The organism is Streptomyces sp. NPDC058646 (assembly GCF_042716875.1).
Classification (GTDB): Bacteria; Actinomycetota; Actinomycetes; order Streptomycetales; family Streptomycetaceae; genus Streptomyces.
This window is the reverse complement of sequence record NZ_JBHXRK010000001.1, coordinates 85,448-105,946: the sequence shown is the minus strand read 5'-3', so window position 1 is coordinate 105,946 and position 20,499 is coordinate 85,448. Positions and strand designations below refer to the sequence as shown.

19 protein-coding genes and 1 pseudogene are annotated in these 20,499 nt (G+C 72.0%); 4 read left to right on the top strand and 16 right to left on the bottom strand.

Going from position 1 to position 20,499, the window contains the following annotated elements; genetic code table 11:
* Positions 1 to 51: 51 nt before the first annotated feature.
* A complete protein-coding gene (gene map, locus ACFWUZ_RS00450; protein WP_384364660.1) occupies positions 52 to 819 on the top strand; it encodes a type I methionyl aminopeptidase in 768 nt (255 codons plus the stop codon).
* Between the two features lie 11 nt (positions 820 to 830).
* Here map and ggt read toward each other — a convergent pair whose 3' ends face one another.
* Positions 831 to 2,630 (bottom strand): gamma-glutamyltransferase, encoded by a 1,800-nt coding sequence (gene ggt / locus ACFWUZ_RS00445; RefSeq protein ID WP_384364657.1) that lies wholly within the window; start codon positions 2,628 to 2,630, stop codon positions 831 to 833.
* 162 nt (positions 2,631 to 2,792) lie between these two features.
* Here ggt and ACFWUZ_RS00440 point away from each other — a divergent pair, with 162 nt between their 5' ends.
* The gene (locus ACFWUZ_RS00440; RefSeq protein WP_384364654.1) at positions 2,793 to 3,518 is read left to right on the top strand and encodes a hypothetical protein; all 726 of its coding nucleotides are present in this window, start codon (positions 2,793 to 2,795) and stop codon (positions 3,516 to 3,518) included.
* Here ACFWUZ_RS00440 and ACFWUZ_RS00435 read toward each other — a convergent pair.
* From ACFWUZ_RS00435 to ACFWUZ_RS00410, 6 genes and pseudogenes are all read right to left on the bottom strand, one after another.
* Positions 3,478 to 4,749 carry a cytochrome P450 gene (locus ACFWUZ_RS00435; protein WP_384364651.1) on the bottom strand — a complete coding sequence of 424 codons (1,272 nt, stop codon included), beginning with the start codon at positions 4,747 to 4,749 and terminating at the stop codon, positions 3,478 to 3,480. The two genes, ACFWUZ_RS00440 and ACFWUZ_RS00435, sit on opposite strands and share 41 nt — an antisense overlap.
* 70 nt (positions 4,750 to 4,819) lie before the next feature.
* On the bottom strand, positions 4,820 to 5,353 hold the full coding sequence (locus ACFWUZ_RS00430; RefSeq protein WP_384364648.1) for a hypothetical protein: 534 nt from the start codon (positions 5,351 to 5,353) through the stop codon (positions 4,820 to 4,822).
* Positions 5,350 to 6,795 carry an ATP-binding protein gene (locus ACFWUZ_RS00425; protein ID WP_384364645.1) on the bottom strand — a complete coding sequence of 482 codons (1,446 nt, stop codon included), beginning with the start codon at positions 6,793 to 6,795 and terminating at the stop codon, positions 5,350 to 5,352. The genes ACFWUZ_RS00430 and ACFWUZ_RS00425 overlap by 4 nt, the downstream gene beginning before the upstream one ends.
* A gap of 11 nt (positions 6,796 to 6,806) precedes the next feature.
* The gene (locus ACFWUZ_RS00420; protein WP_384364642.1) at positions 6,807 to 7,490 is read right to left on the bottom strand and encodes a response regulator; all 684 of its coding nucleotides are present in this window, start codon (positions 7,488 to 7,490) and stop codon (positions 6,807 to 6,809) included.
* A 39-nt stretch (positions 7,491 to 7,529) separates the two neighbouring features.
* Positions 7,530 to 9,140 carry a murein biosynthesis integral membrane protein MurJ gene (murJ, locus tag ACFWUZ_RS00415; protein WP_384366225.1) on the bottom strand — a complete coding sequence of 537 codons (1,611 nt, stop codon included), beginning with the start codon at positions 9,138 to 9,140 and terminating at the stop codon, positions 7,530 to 7,532.
* A 137-nt stretch (positions 9,141 to 9,277) separates the two neighbouring features.
* Positions 9,278 to 10,196, bottom strand: a pseudogene (locus tag ACFWUZ_RS00410) (lipid II:glycine glycyltransferase FemX).
* Between the two features lie 253 nt (positions 10,197 to 10,449).
* Here ACFWUZ_RS00410 and ACFWUZ_RS00405 point away from each other — a divergent pair.
* Positions 10,450 to 11,616 carry an Ig-like domain-containing protein gene (locus ACFWUZ_RS00405; RefSeq protein ID WP_384366222.1) on the top strand — a complete coding sequence of 389 codons (1,167 nt, stop codon included), beginning with the start codon at positions 10,450 to 10,452 and terminating at the stop codon, positions 11,614 to 11,616.
* Positions 11,617 to 11,757: 141 nt separating this feature from the next.
* Entirely contained in the window at positions 11,758 to 13,353 is a 1,596-nt protein-coding gene (locus tag ACFWUZ_RS00400) for a CocE/NonD family hydrolase (RefSeq protein ID WP_384364639.1), read from the top strand.
* A gap of 37 nt (positions 13,354 to 13,390) precedes the next feature.
* Here ACFWUZ_RS00400 and ACFWUZ_RS00395 read toward each other — a convergent pair whose 3' ends face one another.
* From ACFWUZ_RS00395 to ACFWUZ_RS00355, 9 genes are all read right to left on the bottom strand, one after another.
* Positions 13,391 to 14,269 (bottom strand): amino acid ABC transporter permease, encoded by an 879-nt coding sequence (locus ACFWUZ_RS00395; protein WP_384364636.1) that lies wholly within the window; start codon positions 14,267 to 14,269, stop codon positions 13,391 to 13,393.
* On the bottom strand, positions 14,266 to 14,910 hold the full coding sequence (locus tag ACFWUZ_RS00390; protein ID WP_384364633.1) for an amino acid ABC transporter permease: 645 nt from the start codon (positions 14,908 to 14,910) through the stop codon (positions 14,266 to 14,268). The genes ACFWUZ_RS00395 and ACFWUZ_RS00390 overlap by 4 nt, the downstream gene beginning before the upstream one ends.
* Positions 14,911 to 14,926: 16 nt before the next feature.
* Positions 14,927 to 15,862, bottom strand: coding sequence for a glutamate ABC transporter substrate-binding protein (locus ACFWUZ_RS00385; RefSeq protein WP_384364630.1), 936 nt, complete (start codon positions 15,860 to 15,862; stop codon positions 14,927 to 14,929).
* 11 nt (positions 15,863 to 15,873) lie between these two features.
* Positions 15,874 to 16,617 (bottom strand): amino acid ABC transporter ATP-binding protein, encoded by a 744-nt coding sequence (locus ACFWUZ_RS00380; protein WP_384364627.1) that lies wholly within the window; start codon positions 16,615 to 16,617, stop codon positions 15,874 to 15,876.
* A 117-nt stretch (positions 16,618 to 16,734) separates the two neighbouring features.
* Positions 16,735 to 17,175 carry a DUF6278 family protein gene (locus ACFWUZ_RS00375; protein WP_384364624.1) on the bottom strand — a complete coding sequence of 147 codons (441 nt, stop codon included), beginning with the start codon at positions 17,173 to 17,175 and terminating at the stop codon, positions 16,735 to 16,737.
* Positions 17,176 to 17,250: 75 nt separating this feature from the next.
* The gene (locus tag ACFWUZ_RS00370; RefSeq protein WP_384364621.1) at positions 17,251 to 18,045 is read right to left on the bottom strand and encodes an exodeoxyribonuclease III; all 795 of its coding nucleotides are present in this window, start codon (positions 18,043 to 18,045) and stop codon (positions 17,251 to 17,253) included.
* Between the two features lie 30 nt (positions 18,046 to 18,075).
* Positions 18,076 to 18,708: an MBL fold metallo-hydrolase gene (locus ACFWUZ_RS00365; protein ID WP_384364618.1), complete on the bottom strand. Its 633-nt coding sequence runs from the start codon at positions 18,706 to 18,708 to the stop codon at positions 18,076 to 18,078.
* 30 nt (positions 18,709 to 18,738) lie between these two features.
* Positions 18,739 to 19,326, bottom strand: a complete 588-nt coding sequence (locus ACFWUZ_RS00360) for a hypothetical protein (RefSeq protein WP_384364615.1) — start codon at positions 19,324 to 19,326, stop codon at positions 18,739 to 18,741.
* Entirely contained in the window at positions 19,323 to 20,495 is a 1,173-nt protein-coding gene (locus tag ACFWUZ_RS00355; RefSeq protein ID WP_384364612.1) for an ROK family glucokinase, read from the bottom strand. Before ACFWUZ_RS00355 ends, ACFWUZ_RS00360 begins: the two co-directional genes overlap by 4 nt.
* Between the last annotated feature and the right edge of the window lie 4 nt (positions 20,496 to 20,499).

The following is a 20,499-nucleotide window of genomic DNA, read 5'->3' as shown; positions in this document are numbered from 1 at the left end:
CCTGTCGCCCAATAACTATCCCGTTACAGTTATACCGGTATAGTTATTGGCATGGTGGAACTCAAGACAGCACAGTCGATCGACGAGATGCGTGCCGCGGGGCGGGTCGTCGCCCACGCCCTGGCCGCGGTACGGGAGCGGGCGCGGGTCGGCGTCTCCCTCCTGGAACTGGACCGGACGGCCCGCGAAGTGCTCCGCGAGGCGGGCGCCGGCTCGCCCTTCCTCGGCTACCGCCCGCAGTTCGCGCCGGTACCCTTCCCCGCCGTGGTCTGCGCCTCGGTCAACGACGCGATCGTGCACGGCATCCCCGGCGGGTACCGGCTGCGCGACGGCGACCTCGTCAGCATCGACTGCGGGGCACGGCTCGGCGGCTGGGTCGGCGACGCCGCCGTCAGTTTCACCGTGGGCCGGGCGCGCCCCGCCGACCTGCGGCTGATCGGGACCGCCGAGGCGGCCCTCGCCGCGGGCATCGCTGCCGCGGTGCCCGGCAACCGGATCGGGGACATCGCGCACGCCGTCGGCACGGTCTGCCGCACCGCCGGGTACGGCATCCCCGACGGCTTCGGCGGCCACGGCATCGGCCGCAGCATGCACGAGGACCCCGGCGTGCCCAACGAGGGCCCGCCGGGGCGCGGCATGAAGCTGCGCCCCGGCATGGTCCTGGCGATCGAGCCGATGGTGATCGCGGGCGGCACCGACGACTACACCTGCGACGCGGACGGCTGGACCCTGCGGACCGTCGACGGCAGCCGCGCCGCGCACGCGGAGCACACGGTCGCGATCACCGCCGAAGGCCCGAGGATCCTCACCGCCCTGTAGCGCGCGGCCGGTTACGGCCTCCCTTGGGGGTGGACGACCATCGCCGAGCCGCCGCCGCGCCGGCTCGTCTCGGCCGCCGCCAGCCAGCGCCCGTCCGGCAGCCGCTGGACTCCGGTGGCGGCGCCGATCTCGGGGTTCTGCCGGAAGCCGTGCCCGATGGCCTCCAGTTCGGCGCGCACCGGACTGTTCCACAGGCCCGGCTCCAGCTCGGTGGTGGTCTGGTTGCGCTGGCTGGCACGCGGCGCGGCGATCGCGTCGACCAGCCGGAGGTCCCGGTCCAGGTGTCCGGTCAGGGTCTGCAGGACGGTGGTGATGATGGTGGCCCCGCCGGGGGAGCCCACCGCCAGGACCGGCTTCCCGTCCTCCAGCACGATGGTCGGGGCCATGGACGAGCGCGGCCGCTTGCCCGGGCCGGGCAGGTTCGGGTCGGGCACTCCGGGGGCGGCCGGCGCGAAGGAGAAGTCGGTCAGCTCGTTGTTGAGCAGGAAGCCCCGGCCGGGCACGGTGATCGCGCTGCCGCCCGTGGACTCGATGGTCAGGGTGTAGGAGACCACGTTGCCCCACCGGTCGGCGACGGTCAGGTGGGTGGTGTTCTCGCCCTCGTACGTGGTCGGGGCGGCCTGCCCGGTCGTACCGCACGGCACGGGCCGGCGCGGGTCGCCGGGGGCCAGCGGGCTGGTCAGCGCCCGGTCCGGGGTGATCAGGCAGGCCCGCGAGTCGGCGAACCTCTGGGACAGCAGTTCCCGGGTGGGCACGTCCTCGGCGGCCGGGTCGCCGACCCAGCGGCCCCGGTCCGCGAAGGAGATCCGCGAGGCCTCGATGAAGCGGTGCAGGTACTGGGTCTCGGAGAGGGCAGAGAGGTCGGTCCGCTCCAGGATGTTCAGCGCCTCGCCGACGGTGGTGCCGCCCGAGGAGGACGGGGCCATGCTGTAGACGTCCAGGCCCCGGTAGCTCGTCCGGGTCGGGGCCTGCCGCTTGGTCGCGTAGCCGCGCAGGTCACCGGTGGTCAGGTCGCCCGCGCGGACGGTGCGGGTGGCGGCGGGGTCGACCGGGGGCTTGCGGACGGTCCGGACGATGTCCTCGGCGATCGGGCCCCGGTAGAGGGCGCCGGTCCCCTTGCGGCCGAGTTCCGCGTACGTCGCGGCCAGGTCGGGGTTCTTGAAGGTCGAGCCGACCACCGGCAGGGCGCCGCCCGGCAGGAACAGCTTCGAGGTGGCCGGGAAGTCCCGGAACCGCTCCTCGTTGGCCGCGGTCTGGGCGCGGAAGGTGGCGTCGACGGTGAAGCCCTTGCGGGCCAGTTCCTCGGCGGGCTTCAACAGGTGGCGCAGGGGCTTGGTGCCCCAGGAGTCGAGGGCGCTCTTCCAGGTGGCCGGGGTGCCCGGGACGCCGACGCCGAGGCCGCTGGTCTGGCCTTCGGCGAAGGGGATGGGCAGGCCGTTCTCCTGGAAGAGGGCGGCGGTGGCGGTCGCGGGGGCGGTCTCCCGGCCGTCGATGGTCCGCACCTGGCGGGAGGCGGCGTCGTAGTGGACGAAGTAGCCGCCGCCCCCGATGCCCGCCGAGTACGGCTCGGTCACCCCGAGCGCGGCGGCGGTGGCGACGGCCGCGTCCACGGCGTTGCCGCCGGAGCGCAGCACGGCGATCCCGGCGGCGGAGGCGTCGGCGTCGACACTGGCAACGGCCCCGCCGTAGCCCGCGGCCACGGGGACCTTGACCGGGGTGTCCGGGGAGGAGGGTGGTGAGGCGGCGCCGGTGGAGACGAGCGCCCCGGCGAGGGCGAGCAGCGGCAACGTACGTGCGGCGGGACGGTGCATTCACGGACCTCCGGTCGGCAGCGTCCGCAGAGCCTAGCGGGCGGCCTGCCGCCCCGTCAGGGGACCGGCCCGCGGCTGCCCCCTCCGGGTGGTCCGCACGCACGGCCCCGGCCCCGCCCGGGGGCTCTCCCCCGGGCGGGCGGATGCCCTAGCATCCGGCGCATGAACGACGACGTGCGCAACATCGTGCTGGGGGTGGTGGCCACCGCCCTCAGTGGCGGGTTCGGCTGGTTCGCCCGTACCTATCTCTGGCGGCGCGCGCTCCGCCGCAAGCAGGCCTTCCTCGGGCTGCCGACCGGGTCCGACTGCCTGTTCGTGGTCAACCGGCAGATGGGCGGCACAGAGTCCTCGCTGCACCGCAACGACGCCTTCGCCCTGCTGGAGATATCCGCCCTGATCAAGGACTGCGGGGCGAACGTGCAGATCGTCACCCACGACGAGTCCCGGCAGGGCTTCGGGGAACGTGCCGAATTCTGCGTGGGCGGCCCCGTCTCCAACGTCCGTACGGCGGCGCACCTGATGTCCATGCTGCCGGGCGTGCGGGTGGACGTCTCCTCCGCGCGCGGCCCGGAGCGGGGCTCGATCGCCGTCGGCGGTGAGACGTACCTGTGGGAGAAGGGCATGACCGAGTACGTGCTGCTGGCCCGCCTGACGAACGGTCACGGTGCGCGGCCGGTGTTCCTGCTGTCGGGGCAGACCGCCAACAGCAACCAGGCCGCGGCCCGTTACCTGGCCCGCCACCACCGGCAGCTGACCCGCAAGTACGGCGTGGGCTCCTTCTGCATCCTGCTGAAGGTGGTCAACTCGGATGCCTACGGCCCCGACGTGACCGAGCTGGTGGCGGACGTCACCGAGGCGGCCCGGACACCCGCAGCGGCAGCCGCGTGATCCCGTTGATGAAGTTCGAGACCAGCCGCCGCGGCGGGCCCGCCTGTTCGGGTGCGGGCATGGTCGCGCACCACTCCTCGTAGAGGGTGCGCAGCTGGAGCCGGGCGAAGTGGGCGCCGAGGCAGACGTGCGGGCCGTCCCCGAAGGAGACGTGCGGGTTGGGCCTGCGGCCGAGGTCGAGCCGGCCGGGGTCGGTGAAGACGCGCTCGTCGTGGTTGGCGGAGGCGTGGAAGACCACCACCTTGTCCCCGGCCCTGATCCGCTGCCCGGCCAGCTCGGTGTCGACGGCAGCCGTGCGGCGGAAGCTCAGCACCGGCGGGTGGACGCGCAGGAGTTCCTCGACGGCCCGGTCCACCGGGACCCGGCCGCCGGCGAGCTGCCGGTAGGCGCGGGGGTCGCGGGACAGGGCGAGCAGGCCGCCGGGTGCGGCGCTGCGCACGGTGTCGTTGCCGGCGACGGTGAGCAGGAAGAAGAACATCTCCAGCTCGGCCGGGTCCAGTCCGGCCAGGGCCAGGGCGGTCATCACGTCGTCGCCGGGGTGTGCTCGCTTGTGGGCGGCCAGTTCGCGGGCGTACGCGAACATCTCGCCGAGCAGGGCCGGGGACCGCGGGTTCAGGGGGGTTCCGTCCGGGCCGAGCCGGGGCGCCGGCGCATCCTCGGGGTCCTGGTAGCCGATGATCCGTACGGTCCACGCCAGCAGCAGGCCCCGGTCGGCGGCGGGGACGCCCAGCAGATCGGTCAGGTTCAGCAGGGCGTACTCGTCGGTGACGGTCCGCACGAGGTCGGCGGAGCCGCCCTCGGCTTCGTCCCGGGCCGCACCGAGCAGGGCCCGGGCCCGCTCCCGGACCCGGCCGGCGAAGGCGTCGACCCGGGCGGGGGTGAAGGCGCGGGCGACCAGGCGGCGCAGCCGGCCGTGGTCCCCGGAGGCCTTGCCGGGGTCCTGGTTGAGCATGGTGCGGCGCAGGAACGGCAGGTCGGCCGGGTCGGGGTCGCGGATCTGGGTGGCCCCCAGCCAGGAGGAGTACGTCCGGTGGTCGCGCAGGACCCGGACGACGTCGGCGTGCCGGGTCACCGCCCAGAAGCCGGGTCCGGCGGGCCAGCCCCCGATCCGCGGCTCGGCCTGCCAGGCGACCGGGTGCCGGTCGCGCAGCGCGCGGTAGCGCCCGTGGGGGATGCCGTCCGCGTAGATGCGGGGGTCGAAGACGTCCGGGACGTCCGCGGCGTGATCCATGGGGCCACGGTGCGGGGTGCGCGGCCCCGCGCGCAAGGGTGCGGCCGGCGGGCCGGGCCGGCCGCATCCGTCAGCGCCGCGCGTCGCACTCGGCGGGCGGGAGGGCGGCGTCGGTGCCCTGCAGGGCGACCGGGCTGAGGACGTCCGGCACGGCGGAGACGCCGAGGGTGCACACCAGCTGGCGGCGGGCCTGTTCCGACAGACCGCCCACGGCGAGCGGCATGCGGACCGTCAGTCCCCTGCCCGGCACGTACGCGCCGACCGACACCTGCTCCGCCTGGATGCCGGTCAGCCGGGGCAGCGCCGTGGTGAGGCCGGCCTGCTGGGCCGGACCGGTGGGGCCGTCCAGCAGCAGCCGCACGAGCGCCTTGGGCGCGATGGTGTAGCCGCCTTCGATCACGAACGGGACGGGGACGAGCCGGTCGCCCTCCTGGGAGACGTAGTAGAGGACGGCGACCTGGCCGCCGGGCTTCTTGACGGTGGCGGCGTGGCCGCTCTCGATCACCCCGGTGCGTTTGATCCCGCATCCGGCGAGCAGCAGGGCGCAGCCCGTCAGGACCGCCGTGGCGGCCACGGTCCGGGAGCCGGTCCTGCGCCCCGTCATACGCGGGCCTCCAGCGGCATGTCGAGGGTGAAGAGGGCTCCGCCGACGGGCCCGTTGGCCGCTTGGAGGGTGCCGCCGTGCAGGCGGACGTTCTCCAGGGTGATGGCGAGCCCGAGACCGCTGCCGGCGGAGCGGGTACGGGCCGCGTCGGCCTTGAAGAAGCGGTCGAAGATGTGCGGCAGCACCTCCGGGGCGATGCCGGGCCCGCTGTCGGCGACCTCGATGAGCAGCCGTTCGCCGTCCTCGCCCGGTACGGTCCGCACGGTGACGCGGACGGGGGCGCCGCCGTGCCGCAGGGCGTTGCCGACGAGGTTGGCGAGGACCACGTCGAAGCGGCGCGGGTCGAGCCGGGCGCGTACCCCGTCCGGGAGTTCGGTGACGACGCGCTCGTCGTCCCACTGGCGTCGTTCGAGGGTCTTGCGCACGGCTTCGCCGATGTCCACCTCGTCGAGGTTCAGCTCGGCGGCCCGGGCGTCGAAGCGGGAGATCTCCATCAGGTCCTCGACGAGGACGGCGAGTTTGCCGGTCTCGGCGCTCACCAGGCGCAGGGCCTTGGCGGTGTCGGCGTCGAGGTGCGCGGCGTCCTCGTCCAGGACCTCGGTCACGGCGAGCATCCCGGCGAGGGGGGTGCGCAGTTCGTGGGAGACGTCGGAGGCGAAGCGGCGGGCCCGGGTCTCCGCGTCCCGGAGCTCGCTCACCGACTGCTCCAGGGCGCGGGCGGTCTCGTTGAAGGTGCGGGCGAGTCCGGCGAGTTCGTCGGCGCCCCGGACCTGGATGCGGGTGTCGAGGCGGCCGCGGCCCAGCCGCTGGGCGGCCCGGCGCATGTCGCGGACCGGCCGCAGCACGCTGCGGGCGGCCAGCAGCGCGGGGACGACGGCGATGGCCAGTCCCGGCACCGCTCCCTGCTGGGCGGCTTCGACCATGGCCTCGACGGTCTGCTTCTCGCTGGAGAGCGGGATGCTGGCGTAGAAGACGGCTCCGGTGGCCCCGGAGTAGCCGTTGTGCTCGAAGAGGGCGGGGACGCCGACCGTGAGCCACGGGTTGCCGCGCTGGTCCTCGACGCGCTGGAAGGCGGTGTACTCGTGGCCGCGGACCCTCTCGCGCAGGCTTTCGGTGATCACGGTGGAGGTGGGCGTGCCCGGGTTGGTGGAGACGCGCACGCTGCCGTACTCGCCGAAGACGATCCACGGGTGGGGTTTGCCGCGCTTGCCGAGCTCGCTGACCACGCGCTGGAGCTCCGGCTGGTCCAGCGGAAGGCGCATGTCCAGCTGCTCGACCTGGTCCCGCAGGGTGCTGACGGCGGTGTCCTGGGTCTGCTTGAGGATGGCGTTGCGCGCCTGCTGGTAGGTGAGGGCGGCCGTGGACACCGCGCTGATCGCGGCGACCAGCAGGAAGGCCGCGATCAGCCGGGTGCGCAGCCCGAGCGGGGCGATCCGTCGCATGTCCGCCCGCCCTAGAGCGGGCCGAAGCGGTAGCCGAAGCCCCGCACCGTCTGGATGTAGCGGGGACTGCCCGCGGGGTCCTCCACCTTGTGGCGCAGCCGGCGCACGCACGCGTCCACCAGCCGGGCGTCCGCGTGGTAGCTGTGCTCCCACACGTACTCCAGGAGCTGCTGGCGGGAGAAGACCTGCTCCGGGGAGGCGGACAGGTGCAGGAGGAGTTTGATCTCGCTGGGGGCCAGGGGGACGCGCCCGCCGTTCTTCGCGACGGTCAGTCCGGCGCGGTCGATGGCCAGCTCGCCGTGGACCTCGACCCCGGGCCGGTTGGCGGCCGGGTCCTGGAGGCGGCGCAGTACGGCTCTGACGCGGGCCTCTATGACCTCGGTGCGGGCGGGTTTGACGATGTAGTCGTCGGCGCCGGCTTCGAGGCCGATGACGATGTCGAAGTCGTCGCCGCGCGCGGTGAGCATGATGACCGGGACCTCGCTGGTCTCGCGGATGCGGTGGCAGACCTGCACTCCGTTGATCCCGGGCAGCATGAGGTCGAGCAGGACGAGATCGGGGCGGACGCTCCCCATCAGGGCGAGGCCCGCCTCGCCGGTCTCCGCGGCGCTCACGTCGTGGCCGCGCCCGCGCAGGCCGAGGGCGACCCCCTCCCGGATGGAAGGGTCGTCCTCGATCAGCAGTATGCGTGGCATCGGGTCGGTGTCCCAGGGTGGTTCATGGCTTTCCTCCCGCTAACGGCCGGTCTTGCGCCGCAGGGAGTCGAGCAGGTCGGTGGTCTCGGTCAGGCGCAGCGGCCTCGCAAGGAGGACGACGGCCAGCGCGATCGCCACGGTTCCCGTCACGGCCGCGGCGACGTTCCCGAGCGGGTCGGCGGCGCGGGCGGCCGCGTACCCGGCGGCGGCCGCCGGCACGCAGGCGGCCACCAGCCGCAGGTGCGAGCGCAGGGCGGTCGTCCGCCGTTCGGCGCGGGTGCCCGCGCGGGGGCCGAGCCTGCGGGCGAGGGCGTACGCGGTGACGGCGGCGCCCGCGGTGAAGGCGACGGAAGAGGCCGCGGCCATGCCGGTGACCGCCCAGCGCGGGGACAGCAGGAAGTACGCGGCGGCCGACAGGGCGGCGTTCAGACCGGCGATGACCAGGTTGAGGCAGAAGGGGGTACGGGTGTCGGAGAGGGCGTAGAAGCCGCGCGAGAGCACGTACTGCGCGGAGAAGGCGATCAGCCCGGGAGCGAAGGCGACGAGCATGCCCGCCATGACCTCGGTGTCGGCGGGGCCGGTGCGGCCGTACTCGAAGACGCTGCCGATCACCCAGGGGGCCAGGACGGCGAAGGCGGCGGCCGCGGGCACGACCAGCGCGGCGCTGGAGCGCAGCGCGTACGAGATCTCCCGACGCACGGTGGCGAGGTCGCCGTCGGAGGCGGCCGAGCTCATCCTGGGCATCAGGGCGGTGACGAGGGAGACGGTGACGATGCCCTGGGGGACGATCCACAGCTGGTAGGCGTTGCTGTAGGCGGTGTAGCCGGCGCCGCCCGCGAGGCCGGCCTCGACGGCGTGCGCTCCGGTGGCCGTCGAGAGCCGGGTGACGACCCAGTAGGCGATCTGGTTGGTGAAGACGAGCAGGACCAGCCAGCCCGCGTTGCGCAGGGGGCGGCCGAGGCCGCTGCCGCGCCAGTCGAAGCGGGGGCGCCAGCGGAAGCGGGCGGCGCGCAGCGAGGGGATCAGCGCGAGCGCCTGGACCACGATGCCCGCGGTGGTGCCGAGACCGAGGAGGCGGGTGTCGGCGGCGCTCAGGCCGGCCGCTCCCGCCGGGCCGTCGTGGGAGACGTGGAGGAAGAGCCCGAAGACACCGATGATCACGAAGTTGTTGAGGACCGGGGTCCACATCATCGCGCCGAACCGGCCGCGGGCGTTGAGCACTTGCCCGAGCAGGGTGAACAGGCCGTAGAAGAGGATCTGCGGCAGGCAGTACCGGGCCAGGGCCACGGTGGTGCTCGCCTGGGCGCCCTCGTAGTCGGTGTAGGCGGAGACGATCAGCGGGGCGGCGAGGACCGCCGCGGCGGTGAGCGTCAGGAGCGCCGCGGTGCAGGCGGTCAGCAGCCGGTCGGTGTAGGCGGAGCCGCCGTCGGCGTGCTCCTTGGCGGCGCGGACCAGCTCGGGGACGAAGACGGCGTTGAGCGCACCGCCGATGAGGAGCATGTACAGGATGTTCGGGACGGTGTTGGCGACGGCGTAGCCGTCCCCGAGGAGGCCGGTGCCCAGCGCGGCCACGACGACGGCGGAGCGGACGAAGCCGGTGGCGCGGGAGACCACGGAACCGGCCGCCATGAGCGCACCGCTGCGCAGCACCGAGGTCTTCGCCGCGGCGGGGGCCGGGGCGGGTGCAGGTGCGGGGACGGTCGCGGGTCCGGCTCCGGATGCCGTAGCGGAGGCCGTCGCCGTGGCGGCGGCTTCCGTGGCGGCCGCCGCCCTCGTGGTGCCGTGCTTCACCGGCGGGCCAGGTACGCCTGGAAGGCCTTGTAGAGCGCCGTGTTGGCGTATCCGTCCATCGGGGTCTCCCACTCGCCGAGCGTCTCGACGACCTGGCCTCCGGTGCCGAGTTTCCAGCGCAGCAGTCCGAAGGAGTGTTCGTCGGGGTCAAGGGTGGAGGGTACCCCCCGCATGTCGTACTCGTCCGCGCCGAGGGCGTGGGCGCCTCATCCGGCCGGGCTCCTCGGCGTTGCGGACCGCGTACTGCTGCTCGTAGTACGCGAGGGAGCGGCGGGGCCGGAAGCCGTCGCGCTCCTCGGTGCTGCGCAGCAGCCGGTAGAACCCGGGGAGGTCGGCGGCGGATCCGATGAGCGTCTGCACGCCGGCCTTCGCGGCCCTGGGCACGTGGCGCCGCCACTCCTGGATCAGTCCGGCCCACAGGTCCTCGCGGGAGCGGCCCGCGAGCGGTACGCGCACGACGTGGCGGGGCTGGGCGTCGCCGTCGCTCCCGCCGCCGCAGCGCGTCCAGCCCCGGGTGCGCAGCCGGTCGGCGAGGGCCGCGCCGACCCCGCGTCGACCTCCGTGGCGAGCACGTCGGACATCTGCCGGCCGGGCCCGGTGGCGGATTTGGCGGTGGCGGCGGGGGTCGGACCAGTCGGCCACGGGACCTTCGGGCAGGTAGGCGAAGTATTTCCGGGTGCCGGGGAATTGCCGGTAGAGCACGAGTCCGACACCTTCCACCTCACCGCCGGGGTAGTGCCATCCGACCCTTTCCGAGCGCCAGAGGTCCTTTACTCCGACCCAGGAGGGGTACTGGAGAAAGCCCGCCCTGCCGTGCCGGTCGAGGAAATCCCGGTATTCCGGGACGGCCGGGGAACGCACCGTCAGCTCCTGCTCCTGGTGGTTCCGGGCGGGGGTCACGAGCAGTGCGCACATGGCTGATCGGCCTTGTTCGACGGCGCGGGCGGCAGGATGCACAGGGCTCTCACGGCCGTCCGTGACCGGAGGGCGCGGCGATGGTGACCGGATGACGACCGTTCTGCTGCGGTCCAGGTCACAACTGAAAGGACGATCTTTTCCGCGGATTGCGCAACCTGGAGTCGTGCCGTTCGCATCTACGTGTGCGAAACGGGTTATTACCACCGCTACTCGAAGGGGTTCTTCGTTGAGCCGCATACGCCGCACCGCCATGGCGGGTACCGCACTTCTGGCCGCCGCGCTGACCGCATGCTCGGGCGGGAGCGGGAGCGGCGCCGAGGACGGCAAGCCCGGCTCGAAGCCGAAGCCGGACATGGCCGTCTCGGTGAATCTCACGGGCGATCAGGTCAAGGCGGGCGAGCCGGTCACGGTGACCGTCGCCGAGGGCAAGCTGGCCCAGGTGAAGGTGACCGACGCCAAGGGCGCGGAACTGCCGGGGAAGATAGCCGACGACGGGAAGACCTGGACCTCGGAGCGCAACGCCGCACCGGGCTCGGAGTACAAGGTCGAGGCCCAGAACACCGAGAGCCAGAGCGCCACAACGCAGTTCAGGACCGGCGCCGCCGACAAGGTGAACAAGGTCTCGATCAACATCCCCAAGGGCAACACGGTGGGCGTGGCCATGCCCGTCTCGATCGTCTTCGACAACCCGGTGGCGAACAAGGCCGAGGTGGAGAAGCAGCTCAAGGTCACCACCTCGGACAACACCGAGGGTTCCTGGGGCTGGATCAAGGACTACTCGGGCAACGACCGCGTCGACTGGCGGCCCAAGGAGTACTGGAAGTCCGGTACCGACGTGAAGGTCGAGATGAACCTGAACGGCGTGGACTCCGGCAAGGGCGGCGGCCTCTTCGCCAAGGACTACAACACCGAGTTCAAGATCGGCAAGGACCGCCGGATCGAGGTCAGCCTCGACGCCAAGAAGATGTCGGTGACCGAGAACGGCCAGGCGCTCAAGACGATCCCGGTCTCGGCGGGCACTCCCGGCGGCAAGAAGGCCTCCTGGTCCGGGAAGATGGTGATCATGTCGAAGGAGGGGACCATCCGGATGGACTCCCAGACGGTGGGCCTCGACGACGCCTACGACAAGATGGTCGACTACTCGATGCGGCTCACCTGGTCCGGCATGTACGCGCACGCCGCACCGTGGAACAGCGCGAACTTCGGTCGCACCAACAGCAGTTCCGGCTGCGTGGGGATGAGCGACGCCGACGCCAAGGACTTCTTCGCGCAGTCCCAGGTCGGCGACCCCTTCGAGGTGGTCGGATCCGGCTCCAAGGGCAACGCGGACCTCGGCAACGGCTACGGCGAGTGGAACCTGTCGTGGGACGAGTGGAAGGCCAAGAGCGCGCTGGCCGGCGGCGCCCGCAACGGCTGACCGCCCGCCGCGGCACCGCCCGTCGACTTGACTCTTGTTCAACTGTTACCAGTACGTAACTTACTGGCGGGTTACCTCCGGTAAGCCCTCCCCGTTACCGTCGGCTCACTTTGGCACCCCGGCGTACACGAGGAGCGACCGATGGAACGCACCACCACCGCCGCGGCCGTGGCGGCCCTGCTCGCCGCGGCCGCCCTGGGCCTGGCCCCCCACCAGGCCCAGGCGGCGGCGCCCGCGCCCGCCGCGGCACCCGCCGCGAGCCCGGCCGCCTCCCCGGAACTCCGTTTCCACGACATCCCGGGTTCCGGCGGCATCACCCTCAAGGGCAACGTCTTCACCCCGGCCGACGCCGCGGACGGCCGGAAGTACCCCCTGATCGTGCTGCCCACCAGCTGGGGCATGCCCCAGATCGAATACATCGCCCAGGCCAGGAAGCTCGCGGACTCCGGCTATGTCGTGGTCAGTTACACCTCGCGGGGCTTCTGGCTCTCCGGCGGCGAGATCGAGGTGGCCGGCCCGCCGGACATCGCCGACGTCTCCGGCGTCATCGACTGGGCCCTCGCGCACACCCCCGCCGACGCGGACCGCATCGGCCTGGGCGGGGTCTCGTACGGCGCCGGCATCAGCCTCCTGGCCTCCGCGCACGACCCGCGCGTCAAGGCCGTGGTGGCGCTCAGCGGCTGGGCCGACATCATCGAGTCCATCTACTCCGGCCGCACCCAGCACCTCCAGGCCGCCGGGATGCTCGGCGCCGCCGGCTACCTCACCGGCCGCCCCGGCCCCGAACTCGAGACGATCCTCGGCGATTTCCTCGGCTCCCGGCTGGAGAAGGAGCAGGCCATGATCGAGTGGGGCAGGAAGCGCTCGGCCTCCGAGCAGGTGGACAAGATCAACGCCAACGGCGCCGCGGTCATGCTGGGCAACGCCTGGGGCGACACCGTCTTCCCGCCCAACCAGTACGCGAAGTTCTTCGAGGAGCTGACCGGCCCCAAGCGCCTGGAGTTCCGGCCCGGCGACCACGCCACCGCCGAGGCCTCCGGCCTGCTCGGCCTCCCCAACGACACCTGGACCAACGCCCACCGCTGGTTCGACCGCTACCTCAAGGGCGAGCGCAACGGCATCGACACCGAGGCCCCGGTCCAGCTGAAGTCCCGCAGCACCGGAGGGTACGAGGGCTACGCCGACTGGAAGTCGGTCGGCTCCGGCGGGTCCGAGAGACTCGCGCTCTCCGACAGCGAGCACGTCTTCGCCAACGTCGACTCCGGAGCCAACGGCGGCATCCTCTTCCTCTCCAGCGTCCTCGACCAGTTCGCCAAGGCGCCCCCGACCGCCTCGGTCCCGCTCCTCCCCCGCGCCTTCGCCGCCGTCTGGCAGTCCGGGCGCTACGACGAGGCGCGCCGCATCCGCGGCACGGTCGCCCTGCACACCACGGTCACGCCCACCAGGTCCGACGGCACCTTCGTCGCGTACCTCTACGACGTCGGCCCGCTCGGCATCGGCAAACTGGTCAGCAACGCCCCGTACACCTTCCACGGCCGGACCCCCGGCCAGGCCTTCGGCGTGGACCTGGAACTCTTCTCCACCGCCTACGACGTGCCCGCGGGCCACCGGCTCGCACTCGTCGTCGACACCGTCGACCCGCTCTACATCGAGCACAACCCGACCGGCGCGCAGCTGACCTTCTCCTCGCCGCGCACCGATCCCTCGTACGTCTCGGTACCGCTGCGCGAGCAGTGATCCACGGCTGCCGCCGGGCGGGGCCGTTCCCGCGGGCTCACCTCCCCGGCAGCACCGTCCCCGGCTCGGCGGGGGCGACCTCGACCGCGCTGGTCTTGACGTTGCCGCGCTCCCGCCTGGCCACCCACGTGGCGAACCAGGAGAGCAACATGCACATGCCGATGTAGACGGGGGAAATGATCATGACGACGGGGATGAACGGCAGGTCGTAGTCGAGGTTCGAGGCGATCAGCTTGCCCGCGTGCAGGAACTCCTCGTAGGTGATCAGGTAGCCGAGCGAGGTGTCCTTCAGCGCCACCACCAGCTGGCTGATGATGGTGGGCAGCATCGCCCGGACCCCCTGCGGGGCGAGGACGTAGGTCATCACCTGGGTCTTGCGCATGCCGAGCGCGTACGCGGCCTCGCGCTGCCCCCGGTCCACCGCGTCGACGCCGGTGCGGAAGACCTCGGCGAGCACGGAGCCGTTGTACAGGGTCAGCCCCGCCACCAGTGCGGGCAGCGGCTGGACCTTCAGCGCGACGAAGATGAAGAAGATCATGACCAGCACGGGCATGGCCCGGAAGAACTCCACGAGGAGCGTGGCCAGCCAGCGCACCGGCCGGTGGACCGAGAGCCGGCCGGCAGCGAGCAGCGCGCCGAGCAGGAGGGAGAGCACCGAGGCGTACGCGAAGGCCTTGAGGGTGTTTCCCAGCCCCTTGAGCAGCAGCTCCTGGATGCCCGCGTAGGTGAAGGGACTCCACTTGCCGGCGGTGAACTGGTCCGTGTCGAAGAGCAGGTGGAGGAGCCAGCCGAGCAGGGCCAGGATCAGAACCGTGGACGCGATCCCGTAGAGGAAGTGCCGGCGCCGGGCCCTGGGGCCGGGGATGTCGTAGAGGGCGGTGGACTGCGTGTCCCCGTGGAGCGCGTGCGCGGTCATCGGGCGACTCCGTAGCGCTTTTCCAGCACGTTGAAGAGCGCGCTGACGGACAGGGTGATGATCAGGTAGCCGACGGCGATCCAGATGAAGGTCCAGATGATGCTGTAGCCCAGCTCGTTGAGGGTCTTGTAGGTCCCCAGCAGCTCGGTGACGCTGAACGCGCCGGCGATCGCGGAGTTCTTGGCGAGCGCGATCAGGGTGGAGCCGATGGGCGGGATGACGGAACGGAAGGCCTGCGGCAGGACCACCGCGCCCAGGGTCTGGCCGAAGGTCATGCCGAGGCTGCGGGCGGCCTCCCCCTGCCCTTTGGGCACGGTGTTGATGCCCGAGCGCAGCGCCTCGCAGATGAAGGCCGAGGTGTAGCAGCCCAGCGCCAGGACCGCGAAGAGCTGGAAGGGCAGGACCAGGCCGAAGCGGGGCAGGCCCAGGAGGACGGCGAAGAAGAGCAGGGTCAGCGGGGTGTTGCGCAGCACGGTCACCCACACGGTGCCGAAGACCCGGAAGGAGCCGACGGGGGCGACCCGGAACGAGGCCATCACGAAGCCCAGGACCAGCGCGAGCAGGGAGGCGTAGACGGTCAGTTCGACGGTGCCGACGAAGCCCTTCCCGTAGAGCGAGAAGTTCTCGGTGAGTACGTCCATGGCGGTGCCCTCTCCCTCAGCTCGCCGGGTAGCGGTCGATGGCGGGCGGCGTCGGGGCGGGCTCGCCGGACAGGCCGAGCGTGGCCTCGTAGGCCTTCTTCCAGTTGCCGTTCTTCTCCTGCGCCTCCAGGGCGTCGTCGAGGGCGAAGCGCAGGGCGTTGTCGCCGCGCGGCACCCCGATGCCGTAGGGCTCCCGGGAGAACGGCTTGCCGACCACCTTGAGCTCCTCGGGGACCTTGGCCGCGTAGCCCAGGAGGATCGAGTCGTCGGTGGAGACGGCGTCGACCTGGTAGGTGAGCAGGTTGTCCACGCAGACCGAGTAGGTGTCGTAGGCGACGAGGACGGCCTTCGGGTACTCCTTCTGGAGCCGCTGGTACGGGGTGGAGCCCGCGGCCGAGCAGACCTTCTTGCCCGCGAGGTCCTCGGGGCCCTTGATGTCCTCCTCGTCCTTGCGGACCAGCAGGGACTGGCCGGCCATGTAGTAGGGGCCGGCGAAGCCGACCTGCTTCTTGCGGTTGTCGTTGATGGTGTAGGTGCCGACGTAGTAGTCGATCTGGCCGTTCTGCAGGGCCGTCTCGCGGTTGGCGGAGGCGATGGTCTTGAACTCGGTCTTCTCGGGGTCGAAGCCGAGCGAGGCCGACATCATCTTGGCGATCTCGATGTCGAAGCCGGAGTAGCGGCCGCCGGCGGGGTCCTTCTCCCCCAGGTAGGGCTGGTCCTCCTTGACTCCGACCACCAGGTGGCCGCGGCGCCTGGCCTTCTCCCAGGTGGGCGAGTCGGGCAGCCGGAGGCCGGTGTCGACCTGGTAGACGGGCAGGTCCTCGGGCTGCGGCCCCTTCACCGGGGGGCTGCCCGGCCGGCCGCAGCCGACGGCTGCGGCCAGGAGGAGGAGGACGAGGGCCCGGACGAGGACGCGGACGAGAGCGCGGGAGGGAATGCGGGAGGAGGTCATCGGACGGCCCCTCAGTGCTTGAGGATCTTGGAGAGGAAGTCCCTGGCCCGGTCGCTCTCGGGGGCGGTGAAGAACTCCTCCGGGCTCCGGTCCTCCACGATCCTGCCGTCCGCCATGAACACGACGCGGTTGGCGGCGGAACGGGCGAAGCCCATCTCGTGGGTGACCACCACCATGGTCATGCCCTCGCCGGCGAGCTGCTGCATGACCTCCAGCACCTCATTGATCATCTCCGGGTCGAGCGCGGAGGTGGGCTCGTCGAAGAGCATCACCTTCGGGTTCATCGCGAGGGCCCGCGCGATGGCCACGCGCTGCTGCTGGCCGCCGGAGAGCTGGGCGGGGTACTTGGCGGCCTGGTCGGCGAGGCCCACGCGCTCCAGGAGTTCCCGGGAACGCTTGTCCGCCTCGTCCTTCTTGCGTCCCCGGACCTTGGTCTGGGCGAGGGAGACGTTCGCGAGGACGGTCTTGTGGGCGAAGAGGTTGAAGGACTGGAAGACCATGCCGACCTCGGCGCGCAGCTGGGCCAGCTCCTTGCCCTCGGCGGGCAGCGGCTGCCCGTCGAGCCTGATCGTCCCCGATTCGACGGTCTCCAGCCGGTTGATCGTCCGGCACAGGGTCGATTTCCCGGATCCGGAGGGGCCGATGATCACCACCACCTCCCCGCGGCCGACGGTGAGGTTGATGTCCTGGAGTACGTGCAACTCTCCGAAGTGCTTGTTCACGTCCCGCAGCTCGATCAACGGATCGACGGCCATGCGCTGCCCTGCCCACTTGTCGGTGTGTCGAGGTCAGCGCAAACTATCCAGCCGCGGAAGGGCACTTCACCTCGACACGCCTAAAGGGGATATAAAGCTCATCTCCCCGTACGGGAATCAGCCTTCGGAGGCCTCCGCGTACGCCTGGCTGAGCTCGGGGGACCCGGTCATCGCCCAGGAGACCCCCGACTCGATCACGTTCAGCTCCCGGCCCGAGGCCAGCCGGATCACCGGCTGGCCGTTCGGCCACACCTGCCAGACGGCGCCCGGGACGGTCTTGATGATCACGGTCCCGAGGTAGAAGCCCGCATCGTTGCCCAGCCACGGCACCGCCTCGGGGTCCCGCCGCCAGCGGGGCATCAGCTGGTCGAGCTGCTCCAACGAAGCCGGACTCTGGTCGAGTTCGAGGCCGGCCGCCCTCGCCTGGACGCGCAGCAGCTCGCACTCCGCGAACAACTCGTCGATGCCTTCGGGGTCGTCCGCGAGAGCGGCGGCGAGCCCCGCACCCTGTTCCGTTTCGTGCCGGTTCAGCCACTTGTCCAGGAAAGGGATGTTCATACCGCCCAGCCTGGCACCAGGATCCCCGGCTGGCCACAGGGCGCGCCTGGATCGGCCCGAGCCGGGCCGCGTCCGCTACGGGGCCTGCGCGTCCAGGGCCAGGTCGACGACGACCGGGGCGTGGTCGGAGGCTCCCTTGCCCTTGCGCTCCTCGCGGTCGACGTAGGCGTCGGTGACGGCCTTGGCGAAGGGCTCGTTGCCGAAGACCAGGTCGATGCGCATGCCCTTGTTCTTGGGGAAGGCCAGCATGCGGTAGTCCCAGAACGTGTAGGCGCGGTCATACTTGAGCGCGCGCGGCAGCACCTCGGTGAGTCCGGCGGCGCGCAGGGCCTCCAGGGCGGCCCGTTCCTCCGGGGTCACGTGGGTGGCGCCCGCGAAGACGGCCGGGTCGTAGACGTCCTCGTCGGTCGGGGCCACGTTGAAGTCGCCGAGGACCGCGAAGGGGCGGGCGCCCGCAGCGTCCTCGGCGACGGCGGCGGTCAGGGACCGGAACCAGTTCAGCTTGTAGCCGTAGTGGTCGTGCGCGACCTCGCGGCCGTTCGGTACGTACACCGACCAGACGCGCACGCCGCCGCAGGTCGCGGAGATCGCACGGGGCTCCTGGACGCCCTCGTAGTCGGGGCCGCCGGGCAGTCCCAGCTCCACGTCCTCCAGACCGACCTTGGAGAGCAGGGCCACGCCGTTCCACCGGCCGGTGGCGTTGACGGCCGACTCGTAGCCCAGCTCGCGCAGCTCGGCGTGCGGGAACTGCTCCGCGGAGCACTTGGTCTCCTGGATGCACAGGACGTCCGTACCGGAGCTCTCCAGCCAGGCCAGCAGGCGCGGCAGCCGGGCGGTGATCGAGTTGACGTTGTAGGTGGCGATACGCATGCGTCCCAACCTACCGCCCGGCACCGACACTCAGAGGTCCGCGCTGTGCCCGGCGGTGAGTCGGCCGTGGTCGGCGCCGCCGAGGGCGCCCAGGACCGTGTCGTAGACCGGCCGGGCGATGTCCGACAGGTAGGCGTCGTGGACGTCGAAGGCGCGCCGCGGCTTGACCTCGCGGAGGTAGTCGATCACCTCGGAGACCTTGTTCCAGGGGGCGTGCACCGGGAGCATCAGGGTCTCCACCGGGGCGTCGGGCACGGTCAGCGCGTCGCCCGGGTGGAAGAGGGAGGCGTCCACGAGGTAGCCGACGTTCGTGACCCGCGGGAGGTCGGGGTGGATCACCGCGTGCAGTTCGCCGTGCACCTGCACCTCGAACCCGGCCGCGGTGAAGGTGTCCCCGTGGCCCACGGTGTGGACCCGGCCCGGGTAGGCGGGGGCGAGCCTCTCCGCGACGCTGCGCAGCGTCCACAGGGACGCCGCCGGGTTCGTGTCGAGGGCCGCCCGCAGCCGGCCCTCCTCGAAGTGGTCGGGGTGCTCGTGCGTGACCAGCAGGGCGTCCGCCCCCAGGCCCGCGTCCGGTTCGCTGAAGGCGCCCGGGTCGATGACGAGCGTGTGCCCGTCCTTCTCCAGCTGGACGCAGGAGTGCAGCCGCTTGGTGAGCTTCATGATCCCAGGCTAGCCCTCGGGCGGGCGCCGTCAGGGGGTGGTCGAGGAGACCACGTACACCTTGGAGACCTCGGGGTCCGTCAGGTCGACGGTGATGTCCCGGGTGGGGCGCGGGTCGTCCTGCTCCAGGGTGGTCCCGAGCCACTCGGTGTGGGTCTTCCAGTTCCAGCCGGCGACCGCGGTGTCGTGCTCGGAGATCGACACGCCGGGGGTCAGCTCGTCCCGGCCGGTGCCGACGGACGCCAGGAACGCGTCCAGCTCGGGCGGGGTGACGGCGAACTGGGTGTAGAGCCGGCTGGTGCGCCAGTTGTTCGTCTCCAGGAACCCGACCCGCCAGGCCTTGTCCGGGATCGGCACCTCGTAGATGCTGCGCTGCACCCGGGAGGGCCAGCCGGGTCGCACCTTGGTGGCGCCGACCTTGGCAGCCTTGTCGCGGCCGCTCTGGCGGCTCTGCTGGGCGGAGACGGCGAGGTACCCCGCCGGGACGCCGACCAGCAGCAGGATGATGATCGCGGTGATCCAGCGGCGCCGGACGACGTGCCGGCGGTCCTCGGCGGGCGGGGGTACCGAGTCGCCGTCGGGAGCGGGGGCCTGGTGGGGCAAGGAGGGTGGCGTCACTGCTGTTCCTGGTCTCGTGCCTTGTCTTCGGAGCCCGTGGCGCCGCGCCGGCCCAGCTGCGCGTAGCGCTCGTACCGCTCCACCCGCCGACGCGTCGCGCGGCGGAAGCGGCGGGCGACGAGCCGGGAGAGGTCGGCGGCGCCGACCATGCCGGCCTCCGGACCGAGCTGGGCCTTGGCGATGCGGGCCTCGGGCCGGTAGCCGCGCCCGGTGAGGTGGCGGCGGAAGGCATCGCGGGCGGGGCCGATCAGCAGGTCGTCGGCGGCGCTGACGCCCCCGCCGATGACGAAGCAGGACGGGTCCAGGGCCGCGGCGAGGTTGGCGATGCCGACGCCGAGCCACTGGCCGATGTCCTGGAACAGTTCGACGCACATGGCGTCGCCCTCGCGGGCCAGCTCGGTGATCAGGGGGCCGGTGATCTCGTGGACGTTGCCGCCGACCCTGGCGATGATGTTGTACGCCACCGGGGAGTCGGCGGCGGCCAGCTCCCGGGCCTCGCGGACCAGGGCGTTCCCCGAGCTGTACTGCTCCCAGCAGCCGCGGTTCCCGCAGGGGCACCGGTGGCCGCCGGGGACGACCTGCATGTGGCCGAATTCGCCCGCCACCCCGTAACGGCCGCGTTTGACCTGGCCGCCTTCGAGGATGGCCCCGCCGATGCCGGTGCCGAGCGTGATCATGACGAGGTGGTCCTCGCCGCGCCCGGCGCCGAAGCGCCACTCCGCCCAGGCGGCCGTGTTGGCATCGTTGTCGACCATGACCGGGACCGCGAGCCGGGCCTGGAGGGCGTCGCGCAGCGGTTCGTCGCGCCACGCCAGGTGAGGTGCGAAGAGCACCCGGGAGCGGTCGGCGTCGACCCAGCCGGCGGCGCCGATGCCCACCGCGTGGACGTCGTGCCGGTCGGAGAGGTCCAGGACCAGTTCGACGATGGTGTCCTCGACGACCTTGGGGCTCTTCGACTTGTCCGGGGTCTCGGTGCGGATCTTCTCCAGGATGACGCCGTCGGCGTCGACGACGCCCGCCATCACCTTGGTGCCGCCGATGTCGATGCCGACGGTCGGGACGCGCGGTGCCGTCAGGTGCGACCGGCGCTCACGGGTCCCGACGGTCCGCAGGACGGTGCCCCGTGCGGCGCCCCGGTGGGCGAGCGCGAAGTCCCGGTACGTGCTCATCGAG